The following is a 22152-nucleotide window of genomic DNA, read 5'->3' as shown; positions in this document are numbered from 1 at the left end:
ATGCTTGTCGTTATTTGCTGTATGGCAGGGATAGCGGCGGCGGATGAAAAGAACATCCTGGTCACCAGCGGTAGCGATCGGGCCACCCCGATCGCGGTAGTACCGTTCGGCTGGCAGGGCGGCAGCGTGCTGCCGGACGACATGGCCCAGATCGTCGGTGACGACCTGCGCAACTCCGGCTACTACGCACCGATTCCAAAGGGCAACATGATCAGCCAGCCGAACCAGGCCAGCGAAGTTGTGTTCCGAGACTGGAAGGCTGTTGGCGCCCAATACCTGATGGTCGGCAACATCACGCCGGCCGGCGGTCGCCTGCAAATCACCTACACTTTGTTCAACGTGGCGACCGAGCAGCAGGTCTTGACCGGCAGCGTTTCGGGCACCACCGAACAACTGCGGGACATGGCCCACTACATCTCGGACCAGTCGTTTGAAAAACTCACCGGCATCAAGGGTGCGTTCTCGACGCGTCTGCTTTATGTAACGGCTGAACGTTTTTCCGTGGATAACACGCGCTACACGCTGCAGCGCTCGGACTACGACGGTGCACGCGCAGTGACCCTGCTGCAATCGCGTGAGCCAATCCTGTCGCCGCGCTTTGCGCCGGACGGCAAGCGTATTGCCTATGTGTCTTTTGAGCAGCGCCGCCCACGGATTTTCGTGCAGCACATTGATACTGGCCGTCGTGAGCAGATCACTAACTTTGAAGGCCTCAACGGTGCACCCGCGTGGTCGCCGGATGGTTCGCGCCTGGCGTTCGTGCTGTCCAAAGATGGCAACCCGGATATCTACGTGATGAACATGGCTTCGCGCCAGCTCAGCCGCGTAACCAATGGCCCTGGCATCAATACCGAGCCGTTCTGGGGTAAGGATGGTTCGACCATTTACTTCACCTCTGATCGTGGCGGTAAGCCACAGGTCTACAAGGCAAACGTGAATGGCGGCGGTGCGGAACGTGTGACCTTTATTGGTAACTACAACGCCAACCCTAAGCTTTCGGCCGATGAAAAGACGTTGGTGATGATTCACCGTCAGGATGGTTTCACTAATTTCCGGGTTGCGGCCCAGGATTTGCAGCGCGGAACCGTAAAAATCCTCACAGATACCAACCTTGATGAGTCAGCCACTGTTGCGCCCAACGGCACCATGGTAATCTACGCCACCCGCCAGCAGGGCCGGGGAGTCTTGATGCTCGTGTCCATTAATGGACGCGTAAGGCTCCCGCTTCCTACCGCACAAGGCGAAGTCAGAGAACCATCCTGGTCCCCTTACCTGAACTGACGCGGCGCTACAAAAAGAAGTACTTAACACACTGGGGTTCATTAGGAGTTTCACGATGGAAATGCTGAAGTTTGGTAAGTTTGCTGCTCTGGCTCTGGCTCTGTCCGTAGCTGTTGGTTGCTCGTCTAAAGGCGGCGACAATGCCGGTGAAGGCGCAGCTGTTGATCCAAACGCTGGTTACGGCGCTAACACTGGTGCAGTTGACGGCTCCCTGAGCGAAGAAGCTGCTCTGCGCGCGATCACCACTTTCTACTTCGAATACGACAGTTCGGACCTGAAACCAGAGGCCATGCGCGCTCTGGACGTTCACGCGAAGGACCTGAAAGCTAACGGCGCTCGCGTTGTTCTGGAAGGTAACACTGACGCCCGTGGTACTCGTGAGTACAACATGGCACTGGGCGAGCGTCGTGCGAAAGCCGTTCAGCGCTACCTGGTACTGCAAGGTGTTGCTCCAGGCCAACTGGAACTGGTTTCCTACGGTAAAGAGCGTCCAGTTGCCACCGGTAACGATGAGCAGTCCTGGGCTCAAAACCGTCGCGTCGAACTGCGTAAGTAATTCGTCATGCGAACGTGCCGTCGTGCTCTAACTGTATTGGCTCTCAGCCTCGCACCGCTTGCGGTGTGGGCTGCGGTTCCTGTGGAAGATAGCAACTCAGGCTATAACAATAGCGGGAGCAGCTATCCACCAGCGGGTTATGGTACGAACGGCGCCTATGCGGGGGGAGCGGTTACGTCCGCTCCCTCGGCACAGGGCGAACTGTTCAACCAGCTGCAACGCATGCAGGATCAATTGGCGCAGCAACAAGGCACCATTGAAGTACTGCAGAATCAAGTGAACCAGCTGAAGCAAGAAGGCCTGGAGCGTTACCAGGATCTTGATCGACGTATTGGAACCGGTGTTTCACCTGCCGCCACTCCTGATAATTCTTCTGCCGGTGGCGCGCCTAGCGCTGCTGCCGGTGGTGCCGCAGCGGGGGCTGCAAGCCAAGCCCCTGTCAGCAGCGAACCGGTTGATCCGGCGAAGGAAAAGCTGTACTACGATGCAGCCTTCGACCTGATCAAGGCCAAAGATTTCGATAAGGCCAGCCAGGCTTTTACCGCTTTCCTGCGCAAATACCCGAACAGCCAGTACGCGGGCAACGCCCAATACTGGTTGGGCGAAGTCAACCTGGCCAAAGGTGATGTGCAGGGTGCAGGCCAGGCATTTGCGAAGGTCAGCCAGCTGTACCCCAAGCACGCCAAGGTGCCGGATTCGCTGTACAAACTCGCTGACGTAGAACGCCGCCTGGGTCATACCGACAAGGTCAAAGGTATTCTGCAGCAGGTCGTCGCCCAATATCCGGGTACTTCAGCTGCCCAGTTGGCCCAGCGGGACCTGCAACGCCTGTAAGCAATGCCGCCCGTTTAGAAGAAACCCGCGCCTGGCGCGGGTTTTTTCGTTAGAATCCACGCCCTTTTATGAAACACGCTTCCTGGGGTCTACGCGTTGGCGGGGTCTCTTGAGGTGCCTGACGGAGGCGGACAGCCTGTTTAGCTGTTACGCCCGTGGCGACTATGCAAGACACATTACGAATTACCGAAGTTTTTTACTCATTGCAGGGTGAAACGCGAACGGCCGGCCTGCCCACAGTATTCGTGCGGCTGACCGGTTGCCCTTTGCGTTGCCAATACTGCGACAGCGCCTACGCCTTCAGTGGCGGAACGGTGCGCACCCTCAATGACATCCTGGAGCAGGTTGCCGGTTATAAACCGCGCTACGTCTGCGTGACCGGCGGTGAGCCGCTGGCCCAGCCCAATGCCATCCCTTTGCTCAAGCAGCTGTGTGATGCCGGCTATGAAGTGTCGCTGGAGACCAGTGGCGCTCTGGACATCTCTGCGGTTGACCCCCGTGTAAGTCGCGTGGTCGACCTCAAGACTCCAGGCTCCAAGGAAGCACATCGCAACCGCTACGAGAACATCGACCTGCTGACGGCGAACGACCAGGTCAAGTTCGTTATCTGTTCCCGCGACGATTACGACTGGGCAAACTCCAAGCTGATTCAATATGGCCTGGAACGTCGCGCGGGTGAGGTGCTGTTCTCGCCAAGCCACCATGACCTGAACGCGCGTGACCTTGCCGATTGGGTCGTGGCGGACAATCTACCGGTCCGCCTGCAATTGCAGTTGCATAAATACCTTTGGAACGACGAGCCAGGACGCTGATATGACAGAACAAACAATGGATCAAAAGCGCGCGGTAATCCTGCTTTCCGGTGGCCTTGATTCCGCCACAGTGGTTGCCATGGCACAAGCGCAAGGCTACAGCTGCTACACCATGAGCTTCGACTACGGCCAGCGCCACCGTGCCGAGCTGAACGCCGCCGCCCGCGTCGCTCGTGAGATGGGCGTGGTAGAGCACAAGGTGATCGGCCTCAATCTCAACGGCATCGGCGGCTCCGCGCTGACCGACAGCAGCATCGATGTACCGGAAGCGCCCAGCGAAGGTATCCCGGTGACTTATGTGCCTGCACGTAACACCGTGTTCCTGTCCCTGGCCCTCGGCTGGGCAGAAGTGCTCAGCGCCCGTGACATCTTTATCGGCGTCAATGCGGTGGATTACTCCGGCTACCCGGACTGCCGCCCAGCGTTCGTTGAGTCGTTCGAGCGCATGGCCAACCTGGCAACAAAGGCCGGTGTAGAGGGGCAGGGCTTCCGCATCCTCGCGCCGCTGCAAAACCTGAGCAAGGCCGATATCGTCAAGGCTGGCGTAGGGCTTGGCGTTGATTATTCGCTGACTGTTTCCTGCTATCAGGCAGACGATGACGGCCGTGCTTGTGGGAAATGCGATAGCTGCCGACTGCGTGCAGAAGGCTTCCAAGCGGCCGGAATTGCTGACCCAACGCGTTATTTCTGATTTATTTCAAATAAGGTGTTGAATAATCCTTAGAAATCAGTATTATACGCGCCACCACACAGCGGGTCGTTAGCTCAGTTGGTAGAGCAGTTGGCTTTTAACCAATTGGTCGTAGGTTCGAATCCCACACGACCCACCATATTTGGCGGTTTAGAAAATCCGGAAGGCCCACGCAAGTGAGGATTTCCGGGTTTTTTTTTGCCTGTTTGAACATACCCAAAGCCCCAGGCGGACAAGAAGCCTGGGGCATTTTTGTATCTGTTCGACGGCAAGCGTCACAGGGGCAAGGCTTTTTCTCCCCGTTTGTTGTCAAACGATCCGAACCGCGAGTAGATTGAGTGCTATACAGCTCAGGACAAGGACCGTCATGACCATGCTTTCGCCTATCACCTCCGCCACTACGCTTGTTCCCCGTCCGGCAGAAGCGCCGAGCGCCACTCTGGCGCAAAGCACGGACGTCAGCGTAAAGCGACCGTCCCTGGTCGTCAGCCTGGGCAATGTTGTCTCCGATACGCTTGCTGACACGTATTCCCGCCGGGGGCAATTACCGGGTCAAGAGACCGTGCGTGCCTGGGAGAGCGAAAGCCAGGATGCGCTCAGCAAAACCCTAAATACCAACTTCAACTCGTTGTCCACAGCCAGCCGCTTCAGTGGCCTCGGCACCGGCCTGGTTGCGCAATTCGTCAAGGGCGGCGGGGTGGGGGTTTCCCAGTCTGTTTTGTACGCGAGTGCGGATCGGGCGCAAAACGCCGGCGAACTCAAGATCGATCAGAGTCTGCTGCACACCAAGGCCGATAATCTGCTGAGCCTCAGCATCCAGACCGCCAGCGGCAAGACCGTGACCTTCAGCCTCTCCAGCCAGGCCGATGGCCTGGGTGTGCAGGCCACGGTGGATGGCGGCACCTTGAGCGATGACGAACTCGAGGCGGTCGGCAAATTGGGCAGCGCCTTCCAGGCCGCCGTAGACGGGGTGACTGCGACGCCGCCGAAGCTCGACCTCAGCCAACTGACGCAGTTTGATTCCAAGCTGCTGGCCTCGGTGAACCTCAACGCCACGCTAAAGGGCCTGGACGGTCAGGACCTGAGCCTGGCCTTCCACGCCGACAGTCAAAGCCGTACTACACGCATGAGTGGCCCGCTGGGCGAACTTAACGTGGCAGTTGACCTGAAAAACAGCGCGATCCTGGGCGATGCCAAGCAGCAGGCCAATGCGCTGAAAAGCTACCTCACCCAGTTTGATCGCGCGCAGGAACGCGGCAGCGCCAAGCCGGAGTTGATGGCGATGTTCAAGGACGCGTTCCGCGCCATGAACAGCCATTATCCACAGGCCATTTCCCTGCCGGAAGCGCTGACCCGCAACCCGACCGACCAGGGACTGCTGACCGGCCTTGCTGATTTCAAGGCGTCGATCAAGCAGGCCGCTGACTCACCCAACCCGATGCGCCCGTCCGAGGTGGACGGCTTTGCCTATCAAGTGTCGCAAAAGACCCGCGTCGGCGGCGGCAGCGCATTGGACCGCAACGTCAGCCAGGACCAGCAGTCGAGCCTCTCCGCGAGTTTCCATAAAGGCCTTAAGGGTGGAAAGGCACCGGCCCTGGATGGCAGCCTGGAGTCGCAGAACTATCTTTATGTGCAAGTGCAGGACAAGGCCAGCAGTTCGGCCAATCTCTCCTACAAGGACGGCCTGCTGGTCAACGCATCCGTCGAGCAGAGTGCCAGCCAGAACACTCGTACGCAGAAGTATGTGATGGGCAAGCTGACGGAGGACACCACTGTGCCGAAAGACGCCTCAGTCAGGCGCGATTACCTCGTCCTTCTCGAATACGCGGCCAAGGAAAGCAAGAAGTCCAAAGATGCACTGCAGGCGTCCACATTGAAAGATGCCCTGGCCGACGTGCATGCCTCGGTGATGTTGCAGGAAGACCCATCTGCACTGGTGCGCTGACACCGCTTGCGAGAACGGGCAGCCCCGCCCTGGGGTTTCCCGTTTTTTGCCCGACAGACGCGCCCGCAGATGCCAGATTAGGCTTTTGAATCCATTCGATATTCTGTAGCCTTGCCGAGCTTCACCTTTACCCGTGCTTGATGAACACAATCACTTCGTCCGGCGGCGCCCGAAGGGCTCCAGAGCCGGTGGTACACTCGACTTTCGCGCTACTGCGCCTGCAGGTCTTGCGAACATGACGCAAATTTCTGAACGCCTTCTGGTCCAAGCCCATCTCGACGCCAAGCAGCCCAAGGCCCTGAGCGCCGATGAAGAGGCGAGCCTGCGCACCGCCATCGCTGCTGAGCTCAAAGCTCAAGACGCCGTCCTGGTTGCCCACTTCTATTGTGACCCGGTGATCCAGGCCCTGGCCGAAGAAACCGGTGGCTGTGTCTCCGACTCCCTGGAAATGGCCCGCTTCGGCGCCGCGCATCCGGCCAAGACCGTGCTGGTCGCCGGTGTGCGCTTCATGGGCGAGACCGCCAAAATCCTTACGCCCGAAAAACGCATTCTCATGCCGACGCTGGAAGCCACGTGTTCCCTGGACCTGGGTTGCCCGGTGGAGGAGTTTTCGGCGTTCTGTGATCAGCATCCCGAGCGCACCGTGGTGGTGTACGCCAACACGTCGGCGGCGGTCAAAGCCCGAGCGGATTGGGTGGTGACCTCCAGCTGTGCGCTGGAAATTGTCGAAAGCCTGATGGACAACGGCGAGACGATCATCTGGGGCCCGGACAAGCACCTGGGTACTTACATCCAGCGCCAGACCGGTGCCGATATGCTGTTGTGGGACGGTGCCTGCATCGTCCACGAAGAGTTCAAGTCCAAGCAGTTGGAAGACATGAAGGCGCTGTACCCGGATGCAGCCATTCTGGTGCACCCGGAGTCGCCGACGGCGGTGATTGAACTGGCGGACGCCGTGGGTTCAACCAGCCAACTGATCGCGGCTGCCCAACGCTTGCCGAACAAGACCTTTATCGTCGCCACCGACCGCGGCATCTTCTACAAGATGCAGCAGCTGTGCCCGGACAAAGTCTTTATCGAAGCGCCTACCGCCGGCAACGGCGCCGCGTGCCGCAGTTGCGCACACTGCCCGTGGATGGCGATGAACACGCTGGAGCGCACGCTGCAGTGCCTGCGTGAGGGTAGCAACGAGATCTTCGTCGAGCCGTCGGTGATCCCGCATGCGGTGCGCCCGCTCAAGCGCATGCTGGACTTCACCCAGGCTGCGCGCCTGAAGCTGGCCGGCAACGCCTGACCCCGTTGTGAACACTGTCAAACTGTGGGAGCTGGCAAACCAGCTCCCACAGTTGATGTGTGTCGTCTGCAATTACTTCTTCTGCTTCGGAACCCGCACCAGTTGCGTATCCGAATAGATATCGTGCCAGCTGCGCTTTTGCTTATCGAACAGCGACCAGATAAACCCCAGCCCCACGCACAGCCACGACGCAATCGACACCACAAAGCGCAACAGCGCCTGCCACAGGCTGATCCGCGAGCCGTCGGCGTTCTGCACGCGCACGCCCCACACCTGCATGCCCAGGGTCTGCCCGGAATGGGTCCAGAACTTGGCGAAGAAACCAAACAGCACAAACAACAGAATCGTCGACAGCAGCGGATCGCCATCCAGTGCGCCGGACTCGGTGAGCGTGCGCATCCTGGCTTCGCCCATAAACGCGATCCAGATCAGCTTGTAGATGAACGCAGTAACGATCAGCAGCGCGGTGCACAACAGGAAGTCGTAGAACATCGCTGCCAAGCGACGGCCCAGGCCAACGGCGGGGAAATCGCCTGTGGGGCTCAGCAGGGGTTTCGACATGGCAGGGCTCTCTAATGGAAAAAGCCATTTTACGAGCAATCGCACATAAAAAAGCCCCTGATGTCAGCATCAGGGGCTTTTTGTCGCAGTTGGGATCAGCCTTCTGCTTGTACTTCGTCAGCCTGCATGCCTTTCTGGCCTTGCACAGCAACGAACGTCACTTTCTGGCCTTCTTTCAGGCTCTTGAAGCCGTTGCCCTGAATGGCGCGGAAATGCACGAACAGATCCTGACCGCTTTCTGGCGTGATAAAACCAAACCCTTTCTCGTCGTTAAACCACTTGACGGTACCGCTCTGACGTTCAGACATTTTCTTATTTCCTTGACGCTAAAATTAATGACAGCCTCTTTCACATGAAAGAGCACTGGGCTGGGTTGCAGGAAAGTAAGAGACGTCGAACGGGTTGTAGCACAACTACTTCAGCTACTGCCCAGGTCCAGGTTCCAAGCGACCCATGCAAACACAGTGCGCAAACTCTACGCCAACTAATAGATAAAAAACAAGTCCTGGCAAATGCCCCGTGTTTGCTGGGCTTTATGACGCTTTGGCGAATAATGAGGCGTCGACTTATTCGATAGAGTTGGTCACTTGTTATGGGTTTAAACACTTAATAAAGACTATCGGTGATGCACTGTTTTGTGGCGGTTGCGTTACAGATTAGTGCACGCTGGCGCAACCGCGTTACTTATAGAAACAGTCAATCAACCGCGGTAGTAACGTTGCGGCACAAATGGCATTTTACTTACACGCAGTGGCACTTTTTTCCCACGCACCAGCGCAGACACTTCGGTATCCAGCGCGATGAATGCACTGTCCAGGTAACCCATAGCCAGCGGGCCACCCAGCGTCGGACCGAAACCACCGCTGCACACCCTGCCAATCACTGTGCCGTGTTCGTCAACGATTTCCGCGCCTTCACGCACTGGCGTGCGCTCCTGTGGCAACAGGCCAACACGTTTACGACTTACGCCGGCTTGCTGCTGGGTGAAGACCTTGTCGGCGCCCGGGAAGCCACCGGCACGCGCGCCGTCGGCGCGGCGGGCCTTGGAGATCGCCCACAACAGGCTGGCTTCGATGGGTGTGGTGTCGGTGTTCATGTCGTGGCCATACAGGCACAGGCCGGCTTCCAGGCGCAGCGAGTCGCGGGCGCCCAGGCCGATGGCCTGTACTTCGGTCTCAGCGAGCAGGCTGCGGGCCAGGCTTTCGGCGTTGGCGGCCGGCACGGAGATTTCAAAGCCGTCCTCACCGGTGTAGCCCGAACGACTGACGTAGCAGTCCACACCCAGCAGGCGCAGGGTGGTGAACTGCATGAAGGTCATCTTGGTGACTTCCGGTGCCAGGCGTGCCAGTACCTTGACCGCCGCCGGCCCCTGCAGGGCCAGCAATGCACGCTCTTCGAACAGCGGTTCGATGCTGCACTGGTCGCCGATATGCTGGCGCAGGTGCGCCAGATCCTGATCCTTGCAGGCGGCGTTGACCACCAGGAACAGCTCGTCGTTACCCAGGTTGGCCACCATCAGGTCGTCGAGAATGCCGCCCTGGTCATTGGTGAACATCGCGTAGCGCTGCATGCCCACCGGCAAGTCGATGATGTCGACCGGCACCAGGGTTTCCAGGGCTTTGGCCGCATTGGCGCCGGTGAGGCGGATCTGGCCCATGTGGGACACGTCGAACAGCCCGGCTTGATCACGGGTGTGCAGGTGTTCCTTCATCACACCCAGAGGGTATTGCACCGGCATGTCGTAGCCGGCGAAGGGCACCATGCGCGCGCCCAGCTCAATGTGCAGGGCGTGCAGTGGGGTTTTCAACAGGGTTTCGGTGGACATATTCAGCTCCTGAAAAACGTGCTGGCGCGCCGTTAGGCGTCAGCACTCGATAATGTTGACCGCCAAACCGCCACGGGCGGTTTCCTTGTATTTGCTTTTCATGTCGGCGCCAGTCTGGCGCATGGTGCGGATGACTTTATCCAGCGAGACGAAATGTTGGCCGTCGCCGCGCAAGGCCATACGCACCGCATTGATCGCCTTGACCGAACCCATGGCATTGCGCTCGATGCAGGGCACCTGCACCAGCCCGCCAATCGGGTCGCAGGTCAGGCCGAGGTTGTGTTCCATGCCGATCTCGGCGGCGTTTTCCACTTGGGAGACGCTGCCACCCAATACTTCGCACAGCGCGCCCGCCGCCATCGAACAGGCCACGCCTACTTCACCCTGGCAGCCGACTTCGGCGCCGGAAATCGAGGCGTTTTCCTTGTACAGAATGCCGATGGCAGCGGCGGTGAGCAGAAAACGCACCACGCCGTCTTCGTTCGCGCCGGGGATAAAGCGCATGTAGTAATGCAGTACGGCTGGCACGATCCCGGCCGCGCCGTTGGTCGGCGCCGTGACTACGCGCCCGCCGTTGGCGTTTTCTTCGTTGACTGCCAGGGCGTAAAGGTTGACCCAATCCAGCACCGACAACGGGTCGCGCAGCGCCGATTCCGGGTGCTTGCACAGCTGGCGATGCAGCGCAGCAGCGCGCCGCTTGACCTTCAAGCCACCCGGCAAAATCCCCTCATTGCGGCAGCCCGCGTCGACGCAGTCCTGCATCACTTGCCAGATTTTCAACAGGCCTGCGCGGGTCTCCGCTTCGGGGCGCCAGGCACTTTCATTGGTCAGCATCACCTGGCTGATGGACAACCCATAGGTAGTGCAATGACCGAGCAGGTCTTTGGCGTGTTTGAAGGGGAAGGTCAGCGGCGTGGCGTCTTCGACAATCCGGTCAGCGCCTGCGGCGTCCTCATCTACCACAAACCCGCCACCGACCGAGTAGTACTCGCGGCTGCGGATCTGGATGTTGGCGGCGTCAAAGGCACGAAAGATCATGCCGTTGGGGTGGTAGGTGAGGGGTTTGCGAATCATCGCCAAGTGTTCTTTCTCATTGAACGCAATGCTGTGTTCGCCGAGCAAATTCAGGCAGCCGTCCTTGCGCATCTGCGCCAGGCGCGTCGCCACGGTTTCGGTGTTGACGGTGTCCGGGTGTTCGCCTTCCAGTCCGAGCAGCACGGCCTTGTCGCTGCCGTGGCCTTTGCCGGTGGCGCCCAGCGATCCATAGAGTTCCACCTTGACGGTGGTGGTGGCGCTCAGCAGGTTGTCACGGCGCAAGCCCTCGACAAACCGGGCTGCGGCGCGCATCGGGCCGACGGTGTGGGAACTGGAGGGGCCGATGCCAATCTTGAACAGGTCGAACACGCTAAGGGACATGGTTGTTCTCCGGTTTCTTATTATGTGTGGGAGGTACTCGATTCAACTGTGGAAGAGGTGTGTGTGGGAGCCGGGCTTGCCCGCGATGCAGGCACCTCGGTCCATCTGGCAGACCGAGGTGAGGCTATCGCAGGCAAGCCAGCTCCCACACAAGCCAGCTTTCACATCTAATCGAGCACAGCCTCAGTTATGCGTAGCTCTCGATCGACGGGCATGCACACACCAGGTTGCGATCGCCAAACACGTTGTCGACCCGGCCAACCGGCGGCCAGTATTTGCCTTCGATCAACGAAGCCACCGGGTACACAGCCTGTTCACGGCTATACGGGTGTGTCCACTCGCCCACCAGCTCGGCTGCGGTGTGCGGCGCGTTCTTCAGCGGGTTGTCATCCTTGTCCAGGGTGCCGTTTTCCACGGCGCGGATTTCTTCGCGGATGGCGATCATGGCGTCGCAGAAGCGGTCCAGTTCTTCCTTGGATTCGCTCTCGGTCGGCTCGATCATCAACGTGCCCGCGACCGGGAACGACATGGTCGGCGCATGGAAGCCGAAGTCGATCAGGCGCTTGGCCACGTCATCTACGCTGATGCCGCTGCTGTCTTTGAGTGGGCGCAGGTCGAGGATGCATTCATGCGCTACCAGGCCGTTGCTGCCGGTGTAGAGCACGGGGTAGTGCTCCTCCAGACGACGGGAAATGTAGTTGGCATTCAGGATCGCCAGTTGCGAAGCGCGCTTGAGGCCCGCGCCGCCCATCATGCTGATGTACATCCAGGTGATCGGCAGAATGCTTGCGCTGCCGAACGGCGCCGCGCAGACCGCGCCTTCCTTGCGTTCCATGGCTGCGTGGCCTGGCAGGAACGGCGTGAGGTGCGACTTGACGCCAATCGGGCCGACGCCCGGGCCGCCACCGCCGTGGGGAATGCAGAAGGTCTTGTGCAGGTTCAGGTGGGACACGTCGCCGCCGAACTTGCCCGGTGCGCACAGGCCGACCATGGCGTTCATGTTGGCGCCGTCGATGTACACCTGGCCGCCGTTGTCGTGAATGATGCCGCAGATTTCGCGGATACCTTCTTCGAACACACCATGGGTGGACGGGTAGGTAATCATCAGCGCGGCGAGGTGGTCGCGGTGCTCGATGGCCTTGGCGCGCAGGTCTTCGATATCGACGTTGCCACGCGCATCGCAGGCGGTGACGACAACGCGCATGCCAGCCATGTTGGCGGTGGCAGGGTTGGTGCCGTGGGCCGACGATGGGATCAGGCAGATGTCGCGGCGTTCATCGCCACGGCTCTGGTGGTACGCACGGATGGCCAACAGGCCCGCGTACTCGCCTTGGGAGCCGGCGTTCGGCTGCAGGGAGATTGCATCGTAACCGGTGGCCGCGCAGAGCATGGCTTCCAGGTCGGAGGTCAGCTCCAGGTAACCGGTGCTTTGCTCGGCCGGGGCGAAGGGGTGCAGGGCACCGAACTCGGCCCAGGTCACCGGGATCATTTCGCTGGCGGCGTTGAGCTTCATGGTGCACGAGCCCAGCGGGATCATGGTGCGGTCCAGCGCCAGGTCCTTGTCGGCCAGCTTGCGCAGGTAGCGCATCAGCTCGGTTTCCGAGTGATAACGGTTGAACACCGGGTGGCTGAGGACGGGCGACTGGCGCAGCAGTGCGGCCGGTAGGGCGCTGTCAACGTTGGCAGTGAAGGCTGGCAGCGGCTTGCCGTCGGCGAAGATGCTCCACAGCGTTTCGATATCCGCCTGGTTGGTGGTTTCGTCCACCGACACGCCAAGACGCTCAGCGTCCACCACACGCAGGTTGATGCGCTGGGCACGGGCCTTGTCGTGCAGGGCGGCGGTGTTGGCGCCGGTGTTGAGGGTAATGGTGTCGAAGAAGTTGGCTTGCTCGACTTTCAGGCCCAGGGCGGTCAAGCCCTTGGCCAGGATCGCGGTCAACTGGTGCACGCGCTGGGCGATCTGGGTCAGGCCTTTGGGGCCGTGGTACACGGCGTACATGCTGGCGATGTTGGCCAGTAGCACCTGGGCGGTGCAGATGTTGCTGGTGGCCTTTTCGCGGCGGATATGCTGCTCGCGGGTCTGCATCGCCAGGCGCAGGGCCGGCTTGCCGAAACGGTCGACGGACACACCTACCAGGCGGCCCGGCATGTCGCGCTTGAACGCATCCTTGGTGGAGAAGTACGCCGCGTGCGGGCCACCGAAGCCCAGCGGCACGCCGAAGCGTTGCGCGCTGCCGATGGCCACGTCGGCGCCGAATTCACCCGGTGGGGTCAGCAGGGTCAGGGCCAGCAGGTCAGCGGCTACCGCGACCAGTGCGTTGGCGGCGTGGAAGCGCTCGGTGAGCTCGCGGTAGTCGAACACGTCACCGTTGCTGGCTGGATATTGCAGCAGGGCGCCGAAAAACGGGGTGACGTCGTTCAGTTCGCGCTCATCGCCTACGACCACATCGATACCCAACGGCTCGGCACGGGTGCGCAGCACGTCGAGGGTTTGCGGGTGGCTGTGGATCGAGGCGAAGAAGGCATTGCTGCCCTTGTTCTTGCTCAGGCGTTTGCAGAAGGTCATGGCCTCGGCGGCAGCGGTGGCTTCGTCGAGCAGGGAGGCGTTGGCGATCGGCAGGCCGGTGAGGTCGCTGATCAGGGTCTGGAAATTCAGCAACGCTTCCAGGCGGCCTTGGGAAATCTCTGGCTGGTACGGCGTGTAGGCGGTGTACCAGGCCGGATTTTCCAGCAGGTTACGCAGGATCGGCGACGGCGTGTGGCAGTTGTAGTAGCCCTGGCCGATGTAGGTTTTGAACAATTGGTTCTTGCCGGCGATGGCCTTGATCCTGGCCAGGGCCTCGGCTTCGCTCAGGCCGTCTTCCAGGCCGAGCACGCTGGTGCCCTTGATGCTTTCCGGGATCACGCTGGCGCTCAGGGCTTCCAGGGAGTCGAAACCCAGGCTGGCCAGCATGTGCTGCTCGTCTTCCTGACGCGGGCCGATGTGGCGGGCGATAAATTCGTTGGCAGTGCTCAAGTTGATCGTCATGGCGCGCTCCTCAGGCTTCAGCGTTGGCTTTGATCAGGCGGTCGTACGCGTCCTGATCCAGCAGTTTAGCTACCGCCTCGGCGTCGGCCGGTTTAAAGCGGAAGAACCAACCTTCGCCCATCGGGTCTTCGTTGACCAGTTCCGGGTTGCCATCGAGTTTTTCGTTCACTTCGAGCACTTCACCGTCCAAAGGCATGTACACGCCGCTGGCGGCTTTTACGGACTCGACGGTAGACGCTTCGGCGCCCTTGTCGTAAGCCTGCAACTGCGGCAGTTGCACGAAAACCACATCACCCAGCGCGTTCTGCGCAAAAGCGGTGATCCCCACGGTGACGCTGCCGTCAGCTTCGGCGCGCAGCCATTCGTGATCTTCAGTGAAACGCAACTCGCTCATGGAAACTCCTCGGGGCCAGATTCGTCTGGTGGACGGGATTGGAATAATGGGGAGTTACTTAGCAATATCGCGGCCAAGCTTGTTAAAGCCTTTTAAATCAAGGGTTTAATAAAAAATGGTTATGACGATAGGGCATTTGGCTGTAGCGATTTCGCTACACTCCGACGCGCAGAAAAAAGCCTATGCGGATCAAAGCCTTGCATGGCGCGCAAAAAACAAGGTTGTAGCGATATCGTTCCGCTGTAGCGCTTTCAGTACAGCCGATGTCGTTCTCAGACCAACTTTTGCAATACGGTCCTGTGGGCGCTGGCTGGCCTGCGATGGCGGTCCATCAAACCCAAATGGGCCGGCTGACCCACCGCTATCGCAGGCCAGCCAGCTCCCCCATTGAGACTGCGTTTGTTCAGTCAGGGTTTGTTGGGAATGCCGTACTTGCGCAGGCGATGGGCAATCGCCGTGTGGGAAGTCTGCAAGCGGCTGGCCAGTTGGCGCGTCGAGGGGTAGCTGCTGTAGAGCTTTTCCAGCAGGCTGCGCTCGAAATCTTCCATGGCCTGTTCCAGGCTGTCGACTTCACCGTCGCCCTGGCGCGCTACTGACGTGCCGGCGATGTCGAGGTCGCCAATGTCCACCAGGCTGCTTTCACAGATGGCGGCGGCGCGGAAGATCACGTTTTGCAACTGGCGCACATTGCCCGGCCAGCGGTTGCCCAACAGCGCCGGGTAAGTGCCGGGCGCCAGGCGGCAGACCGGACGTTGGATCTGCGCACAAGCCTGCTGCATGAAATAGCGCGCCAGCAGCAGGATGTCCTGGCCGCGTTCGCGCAGCGGCGGTACTTCGACGTTGAGCACATTGAGGCGGTAGAACAAGTCTTCGCGAAAGGTGCCCTCGCTGACCATCTTTTCCAGGTCGCGGTGGGTGGCGCTGAGGATGCGCACATTGACCTTCACTTCACGGTCGCCACCGACGCGACGGAAGCTGCCGTCATTGAGAAAACGCAGCAGCTTGGCCTGCAGGTACGGGGACATCTCACCGATCTCATCCAGGAACACCGTGCCCTGGTTGGCCAACTCCATCAGCCCCGGCTTGCCGCCGCGTTGCGCGCCGGTAAAGGCGCCCGGTGCATAACCGAACAGCTCACTTTCGGCGAGGTTTTCCGGCAGCGCCGCGCAGTTCAATGCCAGAAAGGGCGCGCTGTGACGCGCGCTGATGGCGTGGCAGGCACGTGCCACCAGCTCCTTGCCGGTGCCGGTTTCGCCTTGAATCAATAGCGGTGCATCCAATGCCGCCACCCGCTGCGCGCGCGCCTTGAGCGTGCGGATGACGGGGGATTCGCCGAGCAGCGCATCAAACCCTTCGGCATGGTCGTGGTGCAGCGCCGACAGTTGTTCGCCGATACGGTTGGGTTGGTAGAGGGTGAGCAGGGCACCGGCGTCGGTGATCGGCGTGGCGTCCAGCAGCAAGGTCTGGCCGTTGACGCTGATCTCACGCAGCGGCAGGCGAAAGCCGTGTTCCAGCAACGTGTCCAGCAGCGTCGGGTCGTTGAACAGCTCGCTGATGCTTTCCCCGGCCGGTTCGCGGCCATACAGGGCGATCAGTGCCGGGTTGGCCAACAGAATCTTGCCGGCGCTATCCAGGGCCAGCACCGGGTCGGTCATGGCGGCCAGCAGGGCATCGAGTTGCAGGTGGCGGCGTTGACCGGGGAGGATATCCACCACCGTGACCGCCTGTACGCCGTGCACGCGGAAGAGGGCGTCGCGCAGCGCTTCCAGCACCTCAGCGCTCAGGGTCGGCGCATCGATGTAGACATTGGGCGGCACCATTTCCACCGCATCCAGGTTGAGATTACGCCCACCGAGCAAGGCCAGGACTTCCTGGGTGATGCCGACGCGGTCGATGAAGCTGACGTGGATACGCATGGGGCGGATCTTGATTCTGGAGTGCGGAGGGTGGCCAGTATGCCTTGGAGATGATGGAGATCAAAATGTGGGAGCAAGCCAGTCAGCTCCCACAGGGGATTTGCGGTGTTGTTACTCCAGGTGCTCGGGCTTGACTGGATCACCCGGCTTCACATCCAGCTGATGCCGCACATCCTCGAACATCAAGTCGTACTGCTTGTGCATCGAGCCGTTCAACACCGCGGTCTTGGGCATTCCATACTTCTGCGCAATATTCATCGCATGCCGCGCAAAGTCGAACGCCTGGTCCTTGGGCAGGAAGAACGCTTCCTTGAGGTCCTTGCCCTGCACCGAGCCATGCAGCGTGAACAGCATCCCCTTGCCTTCCTTGGGGTCCTGGCTGACTTCATACTCGATGCACAGGTTGTAGCTGTAGTCCTGGGCATTCAGCGCGTGACGTTCAACGTGCAAGTGACCGGGTTCAAAGGTGGCCATAGGCGTCTCTCCTCCACTTCACAGATAGGTGATGCCAGGTTTTGCCGTGCTGATGCGTGTACCGGCGCTGCCCTGGACGATGGCTTCGATGTCCGAGAGTGAACCGATGACGGCGGTTTTGCCAGTCTGGCGGGCGAACTCGCAGGCGGCTTGCACCTTGGGCCCCATGGAACCGGCGGCGAAGCCGAGTTTTTCCATTTCGTCAGGGTGGGCCTGGCCGATGGCTTTTTGGGTCGGCTTGCCGTAGTCGATGAAAGCGGCGTTGACATCGGTGGCGATCACCAGCAAATCGGCGTCCAGTTGCGCAGCCAGCAAGGATGAGCAGAGGTCTTTGTCGATCACCGCTTCGATGCCTTGGAGCTTGCCGTCTTCGCCGTACATTGTCGGGATGCCGCCACCTCCGGCGCAGATCACGATGGCGCTTTTTTCCAGTAGCCACTTGATCGGGCGGATTTCAAAGATACGTTTCGGCCGTGGGCTGGCGACCACACGGCGGTATTTATCGCCGTCTGGTGCAATTGCCCAGCCTTTTTCGGCGGCGAGCTTTTGCGCTTCGGCCTTGGAGTACACCGGGCCGATGGGCTTGGTCGGGTTCTGGAACGCTGGGTCCTTGGCGTCGACTTCCACCTGGGTGAGCAAGGTGGCGAACGGCACTTCGAAGTCCAATAGATTGCCCAGCTCCTGCTCGATGATGTAGCCGATCATGCCTTCGGTCTCGGCGCCGAGCACGTCCAGCGGGTAGGGCGAAACCTGGGTATAGGCCGCCGCCTGCAATGACAGCAGGCCGACTTGCGGGCCATTGCCGTGGGCGATCACCAGCTCGTTGCCGGTATGGATCTTGGCGATCTGCTCGGTGGCGATGCGAATATTGGCGCGTTGGTTGTCCGCCGTCATGGGTTCACCACGGCGGAGCAGGGCGTTGCCGCCCAGGGCTACGACGATGCGCATACAGAGTGTCCTTCTGAAAGTTCTGATGAAGGAACGCGGTCAATGTGGGAGCTGGCTTGCCTGCGATAGCATCACCGCGGTCTGCTTGATAGACCGAGGTGCCTGCATCGCGGGCAAGCCCGGCTCCCACATTTGTCCTCATTGCCAACTTAAGGGTTAGATATCCGCCAACGCCGACACCAGAATCGCCTTGATGGTATGCATGCGGTTCTCCGCCTGCTCAAACGCAATGTTGGCCGGCGATTCAAACACCTCTTCAGTCACTTCCACGCCATTGGCCAGGTTCGGATAGCGCGCGGCGATGTCCTTGCCGACCTTGGTTTCGCTGTTATGGAACGCCGGCAGGCAGTGCATGAACTTCACGCGTGGGTTGCCCGAGGCTTTCATCATCTTGGCGTTGACTTGGTACGGCAGCAGTTGCTCGATGCGCTCGTCCCACGCTTCCACCGGCTCACCCATCGACACCCAGATATCGGTGTGGATGAAGTCCACGCCTTTCACGGCTTCTTTCGGGTCTTCGGTGATGGTGATGCGTGCGCCGCTTTCTTCGGCGAACGCCTGGCATTGCTTGATGAAATCTTCGTGCGGCCACAGGGCTTTCGGCGCACCGATGCGCACGTCCATGCCCAGCTTGGCGCCGATCATCAGCAGCGAGTTGCCCATGTTGTAACGGGCATCGCCGAGGTAGGCGTAGCTGATGTCATGCAACGGCTTGTCGCTGTGTTCGCGCATGGTCAGGGTGTCGGCGATCATTTGCGTCGGGTGGAATTCGGCGGTGAGTCCGTTGAACACCGGCACGCCGGCGAATTTGGCCAGCTCTTCGACGATTTCCTGCTCGAAGCCACGGTACTCAATGGCATCGAACATGCGCCCGAGCACCCGGGCGGTGTCTTTCATGCTTTCTTTGTGGCCGATCTGCGATGAAACCGGATCGATATAGGTGACGTGGGCACCCTGGTCATGGGCTGCGACTTCGAAAGCGCAACGGGTGCGGGTCGAGGTTTTTTCGAAGATCAGCGCGATGTTCTTGCCTTTCAGGTGCGCACGCTCGGTGCCGGTGTATTTGGCGCGTTTGAGGTCTCGGGACAGGTCCAGCAGGTAGTTGAGCTCGCGGGTGGTGTGGTGCATCAGCGAGAGCAGGCTGCGGTTGCGCATGTTGAAAGCCATGATGGATCTCCTTAATAGTCGATTGGGTCGCGGATGATCGGGCAGGTCATGCAGTGGCCGCCGCCACGGCCGCGGCCGAGTTCACCGGCGCTGATGGTGATGACTTCCACACCGGCCTTGCGCAGCAAGGTGTTGGTGTAGGTGTTGCGGTCGTAACCGATCACCACGCCAGGCTCCACGGCGACTACGTTGTTGCCGTCGTCCCACTGCTCGCGTTCGGCGGCGAAGCTGTTGCCACCGGTTTCAACCACACGCAGGGCCTTGAGGTTGAGCGCTGCGGCTACGGTCTCAAGGAAGTTGGTTTTCTCGCGTTGGATATCGATACCGTGCGGCTTGCTTTCGTCAGGGCGCAGGGTGAAGGGGACGATTTGGTTGACCACTTCGGGGAAGATGGTGACCAGGTCGCGGTCGCAGAAGCTGAACACGGTATCCAGGTGCATCGCCGCGCGGGATTTCGGCAGTCCGGCAACGATCACGCGTTCCACGGCTTTGTTTTTGAACAAGTTGCGCGCCAATTGGCCGATGGCTTGGTGGGACGAGCGTTCGCCCATACCGATCAAGACCACGCCGTTACCAATGGGCATCACGTCGCCGCCTTCCAGCGTGGCGGCACCGTGTTCCTGGTCGGGGTCGCCGTACCAGATCTGGAAGTCCGCGTGGGTGAACTCAGGGTGGAATTTATAGATGGCGCTGGCCAACAGGGTTTCCTGGCGTCGCGCCGGCCAGTACATCGGGTTCAGCGTCACGCCGCCGTAGATCCAGCAGGTGGTGTCACGGGTGAACTGAGTGTTGGGCAGCGGGGGCAGGATGAAACTGGCGTGGCCGAGGAAGTCGCGGAACATCTCGATGGTCTTGCCACCAAAGCTGCTCGGCAGGTCATCCGCCGATACGCCGCCGATCAGGAACTCAGCGATCTTGCGCGGCTCCAGACTGCGCAGCCACGAGCTGACTTCATCGACCAGGCCCAGGCCGACCGTGTTGGAGGTGATCTTGCGCGCCAGGATCCAGTCGAGCGCTTCAGGGTTGGCAACGATGTCGGTCAGCAGGTTGTGCATTTCCAGCACATCAATGTCCCGCTCGCGCATCTTGGTCACGAAGTCGAAATGGTCGCGCTTGGCCTGGGCCACCCACAACACGTCATCGAACAGCAGTTCATCGCAGTTGTTGGGCGTCAGTCGTTGATGGGCCAAGCCTGGGGAGCACACCATGACTTTGCGCAGTTTGCCGGCTTCGGAATGTACGCCGTACTTTACTTTTTCCGTGGTCATTACAGATCCTCCAAGGAACAACAGTTTCTTTGGGTAAAAAGCTACAAGGTCAAAAAGCCGTCGTAGAGCCCATACGCCGCCACCAGGGCGCCAATGACCACTGCGGCGAAAATCAGCTTCTCGACGAGGGTGAAAATCGGTTTGCCCAGTTCACGCTTGGCCTTGGCGAACAGGATCGCGCCGGGGGCGTAGAGCAGGGCGGAGAGCAGCAGGTATTTGGTGCCGCCGGCGTAGAGCAGCCAGATCGCGTAGATCAGGGCGACCGCGCCAATGAACAGGTATTTCTTGCGTTCGGCCAGGGCGTTTTCGTAGGTTTCGCCACGCACCGCCAGCAGCAGGGCGTAGGCCGCCGACCACAGGTAAGGCACCAGGATCATCGAGGTGGCGAGGTAGATCAGCGACAGGTAGGTGCTGGCGGAAAACAGTGTGATCACCAGGAAAATCTGCACCATCGCGTTGGTCAGCCAAAGGGCATTGACCGGCACGTGGTTGGCGTTTTCCTTACGCAGGAACTCCGGCATGGTGTGGTCCTTGGCAGCGGCGAACATGATCTCCGCACACAGCAGCACCCATGACAGCAACGCCCCGAGCAGCGAGATGATCAAGCCGACGCTGATCAGTACCGCGCCCCAGTGGCCCACCACATGCTCCAGCACGGCGGCCATCGACGGGTTCTGCAGCTTGGCCAGTTCTGGCTGAGTCATGATCCCCAGCGACAGTACGTTCACCAGCATCAGGAACAGCAACACGGTGATAAAACCAATCACGGTAGCCTTGCCCACGTCGGAGCGTTTTTCCGCACGGGAGGAGAAGATGCTTGCGCCTTCGATGCCGATGAACACCCACACGGTGACCAGCATCATGTTGCGCACCTGGTTCATCACACTGCCCAGGTCAGGGTTTTTCACGCCCCAGATGTCTGCGGTGAAGATGTCCAGCTTGAACGCGAACACTGCGATCAACACGAACAGCACCAGCGGCACGATCTTGGCGACGGTGGTCACCAGGTTGATGAACGCCGCTTCCTTGATCCCGCGCAGCACCAGGAAATGCACGGCCCACAGCAGTACCGACGCACCGATCACTGCGGCCGGCGTGTTGCCTTCGCCAAAGATCGGAAAAAAGTAGCCGAGGGTGCTGAACAGCAACACGAAGTAACCGACGTTGCCCAGCCAGGCGCTGATCCAGTAGCCCCACGCGGAGGAGAAACCCATGTAGTCGCCAAAACCGGCCTTGGCGTAGGCGTACACCCCGCCGTCGAGGTCGGGCTTGCGGTTGGCAAGAGTTTGAAAGACAAACGCGAGGGTCAGCATGCCGATGGCGGTAATCACCCAACCAATCAACACCGCACCGACATCGGCGCTGGCGGCCATGTTTTGCGGCAGTGAGAAGATCCCGCCACCAATCATTGAACCGACGACAAGTGCAACCAGTGCGCCTAATCGAAGTTTTCCGGGAGATTCAGACATCGCATAACTCCAATGCAGGAGAAGAGAGGCCGCAGAATAATGCCGTGCGCTAATCAATCATCTGACTCAGATCACTTCATTGGCAGATACCTGTGTGAATTAATAACTTGAGGTTGAAAGCTTCAGGCACGAATTTTCCGCGCAAAGCCGCTTCCCAGAGCGATCCCTGCGTTTTGATTAATCATTTAGTGCTGCCTATGGGCGTTTGAAGCTAGACCGTTTTCTCGAATGTGCAAACTTTGCGAAAATGCGACAGCAAGTAGCGTGGAAGCG

At 59.9% G+C, this 22152-nt stretch carries 19 protein-coding genes and 1 tRNA gene; 8 read left to right on the top strand and 12 right to left on the bottom strand.

The window, feature by feature from the left end; all coding sequences use genetic code 11:
• The 8 genes from tolB (at window position 1) to nadA (ending at window position 7413) form a co-directional block, all read left to right on the top strand.
• A complete protein-coding gene (gene tolB, locus AACY44_RS08030) occupies window positions 1-1281 on the top strand; it encodes a Tol-Pal system beta propeller repeat protein TolB (protein WP_339417192.1) in 1281 nt (426 codons plus the stop codon).
• Between the two features lie 55 nt (window positions 1282-1336).
• Entirely contained in the window at window positions 1337-1837 is a 501-nt protein-coding gene (pal, locus tag AACY44_RS08025; protein ID WP_003193861.1) for a peptidoglycan-associated lipoprotein Pal, read from the top strand.
• Between the two features lie 6 nt (window positions 1838-1843).
• A complete protein-coding gene (gene ybgF / locus AACY44_RS08020) occupies window positions 1844-2671 on the top strand; it encodes a tol-pal system protein YbgF (protein WP_339417190.1) in 828 nt (275 codons plus the stop codon).
• Between the two features lie 164 nt (window positions 2672-2835).
• Entirely contained in the window at window positions 2836-3483 is a 648-nt protein-coding gene (gene queE, locus AACY44_RS08015; protein WP_339438108.1) for a 7-carboxy-7-deazaguanine synthase QueE, read from the top strand.
• 16 nt (window positions 3484-3499) lie between these two features.
• Complete coding sequence (gene queC / locus AACY44_RS08010; protein WP_339417332.1) at window positions 3500-4174, top strand: 7-cyano-7-deazaguanine synthase QueC; 675 nt, start codon at window positions 3500-3502, stop codon at window positions 4172-4174.
• A gap of 63 nt (window positions 4175-4237) precedes the next feature.
• A tRNA-Lys gene (locus AACY44_RS08005) sits at window positions 4238-4313 on the top strand.
• Window positions 4314-4541: 228 nt separating this feature from the next.
• Window positions 4542-6119, top strand: coding sequence for a lactate dehydrogenase (locus tag AACY44_RS08000; protein ID WP_339438107.1), 1578 nt, complete (start codon window positions 4542-4544; stop codon window positions 6117-6119).
• Window positions 6120-6354: 235 nt separating this feature from the next.
• Complete coding sequence (gene nadA, locus AACY44_RS07995) at window positions 6355-7413, top strand: quinolinate synthase NadA (RefSeq protein ID WP_339417187.1); 1059 nt, start codon at window positions 6355-6357, stop codon at window positions 7411-7413.
• A gap of 72 nt (window positions 7414-7485) precedes the next feature.
• On the opposite strand, the gene AACY44_RS07990 is transcribed toward nadA, so the two are convergent.
• From AACY44_RS07990 to arcD, 12 genes are all read right to left on the bottom strand, one after another.
• Entirely contained in the window at window positions 7486-7974 is a 489-nt protein-coding gene (locus AACY44_RS07990) for an RDD family protein (protein ID WP_339438105.1), read from the bottom strand.
• Window positions 7975-8069: 95 nt separating this feature from the next.
• Window positions 8070-8282 (bottom strand): cold-shock protein, encoded by a 213-nt coding sequence (locus AACY44_RS07985; protein ID WP_339417184.1) that lies wholly within the window; start codon window positions 8280-8282, stop codon window positions 8070-8072.
• A gap of 392 nt (window positions 8283-8674) precedes the next feature.
• Window positions 8675-9799 (bottom strand): glycine cleavage system aminomethyltransferase GcvT, encoded by a 1125-nt coding sequence (gene gcvT / locus AACY44_RS07980; RefSeq protein WP_339417182.1) that lies wholly within the window; start codon window positions 9797-9799, stop codon window positions 8675-8677.
• A 39-nt stretch (window positions 9800-9838) separates the two neighbouring features.
• Window positions 9839-11215 carry an L-serine ammonia-lyase gene (locus AACY44_RS07975; protein WP_339417180.1) on the bottom strand — a complete coding sequence of 459 codons (1377 nt, stop codon included), beginning with the start codon at window positions 11213-11215 and terminating at the stop codon, window positions 9839-9841.
• 187 nt (window positions 11216-11402) lie between these two features.
• Entirely contained in the window at window positions 11403-14243 is a 2841-nt protein-coding gene (gene gcvP, locus AACY44_RS07970; RefSeq protein WP_339530020.1) for an aminomethyl-transferring glycine dehydrogenase, read from the bottom strand.
• A gap of 10 nt (window positions 14244-14253) precedes the next feature.
• Window positions 14254-14637 carry a glycine cleavage system protein GcvH gene (gene gcvH / locus AACY44_RS07965; RefSeq protein WP_339417177.1) on the bottom strand — a complete coding sequence of 128 codons (384 nt, stop codon included), beginning with the start codon at window positions 14635-14637 and terminating at the stop codon, window positions 14254-14256.
• 407 nt (window positions 14638-15044) lie between these two features.
• Window positions 15045-16553 carry a sigma-54-dependent transcriptional regulator gene (locus AACY44_RS07960; RefSeq protein WP_339417176.1) on the bottom strand — a complete coding sequence of 503 codons (1509 nt, stop codon included), beginning with the start codon at window positions 16551-16553 and terminating at the stop codon, window positions 15045-15047.
• A gap of 111 nt (window positions 16554-16664) precedes the next feature.
• Complete coding sequence (locus AACY44_RS07955; RefSeq protein ID WP_339417175.1) at window positions 16665-17027, bottom strand: DUF5064 family protein; 363 nt, start codon at window positions 17025-17027, stop codon at window positions 16665-16667.
• A gap of 18 nt (window positions 17028-17045) precedes the next feature.
• Window positions 17046-17975, bottom strand: a complete 930-nt coding sequence (gene arcC / locus AACY44_RS07950) for a carbamate kinase (protein WP_339417173.1) — start codon at window positions 17973-17975, stop codon at window positions 17046-17048.
• A 156-nt stretch (window positions 17976-18131) separates the two neighbouring features.
• Entirely contained in the window at window positions 18132-19142 is a 1011-nt protein-coding gene (locus tag AACY44_RS07945) for an ornithine carbamoyltransferase (protein WP_339417172.1), read from the bottom strand.
• Window positions 19143-19153: 11 nt separating this feature from the next.
• Window positions 19154-20410 carry an arginine deiminase gene (arcA, locus tag AACY44_RS07940; protein WP_339417171.1) on the bottom strand — a complete coding sequence of 419 codons (1257 nt, stop codon included), beginning with the start codon at window positions 20408-20410 and terminating at the stop codon, window positions 19154-19156.
• Window positions 20411-20451: 41 nt separating this feature from the next.
• The gene (gene arcD / locus AACY44_RS07935) at window positions 20452-21879 is read right to left on the bottom strand and encodes an arginine-ornithine antiporter (RefSeq protein WP_339530018.1); all 1428 of its coding nucleotides are present in this window, start codon (window positions 21877-21879) and stop codon (window positions 20452-20454) included.
• Window positions 21880-22152: the final 273 nt, after the last annotated feature.

Source organism: Pseudomonas sp. RA_15y_Pfl1_P11 (assembly GCF_963970975.1).
GTDB classification, from domain to species: domain Bacteria; phylum Pseudomonadota; class Gammaproteobacteria; order Pseudomonadales; family Pseudomonadaceae; genus Aquipseudomonas; species Aquipseudomonas tritici.
The sequence above is the reverse complement of the archived record's forward strand: the minus strand, read 5'-3'. Positions and strand labels throughout refer to the sequence as shown.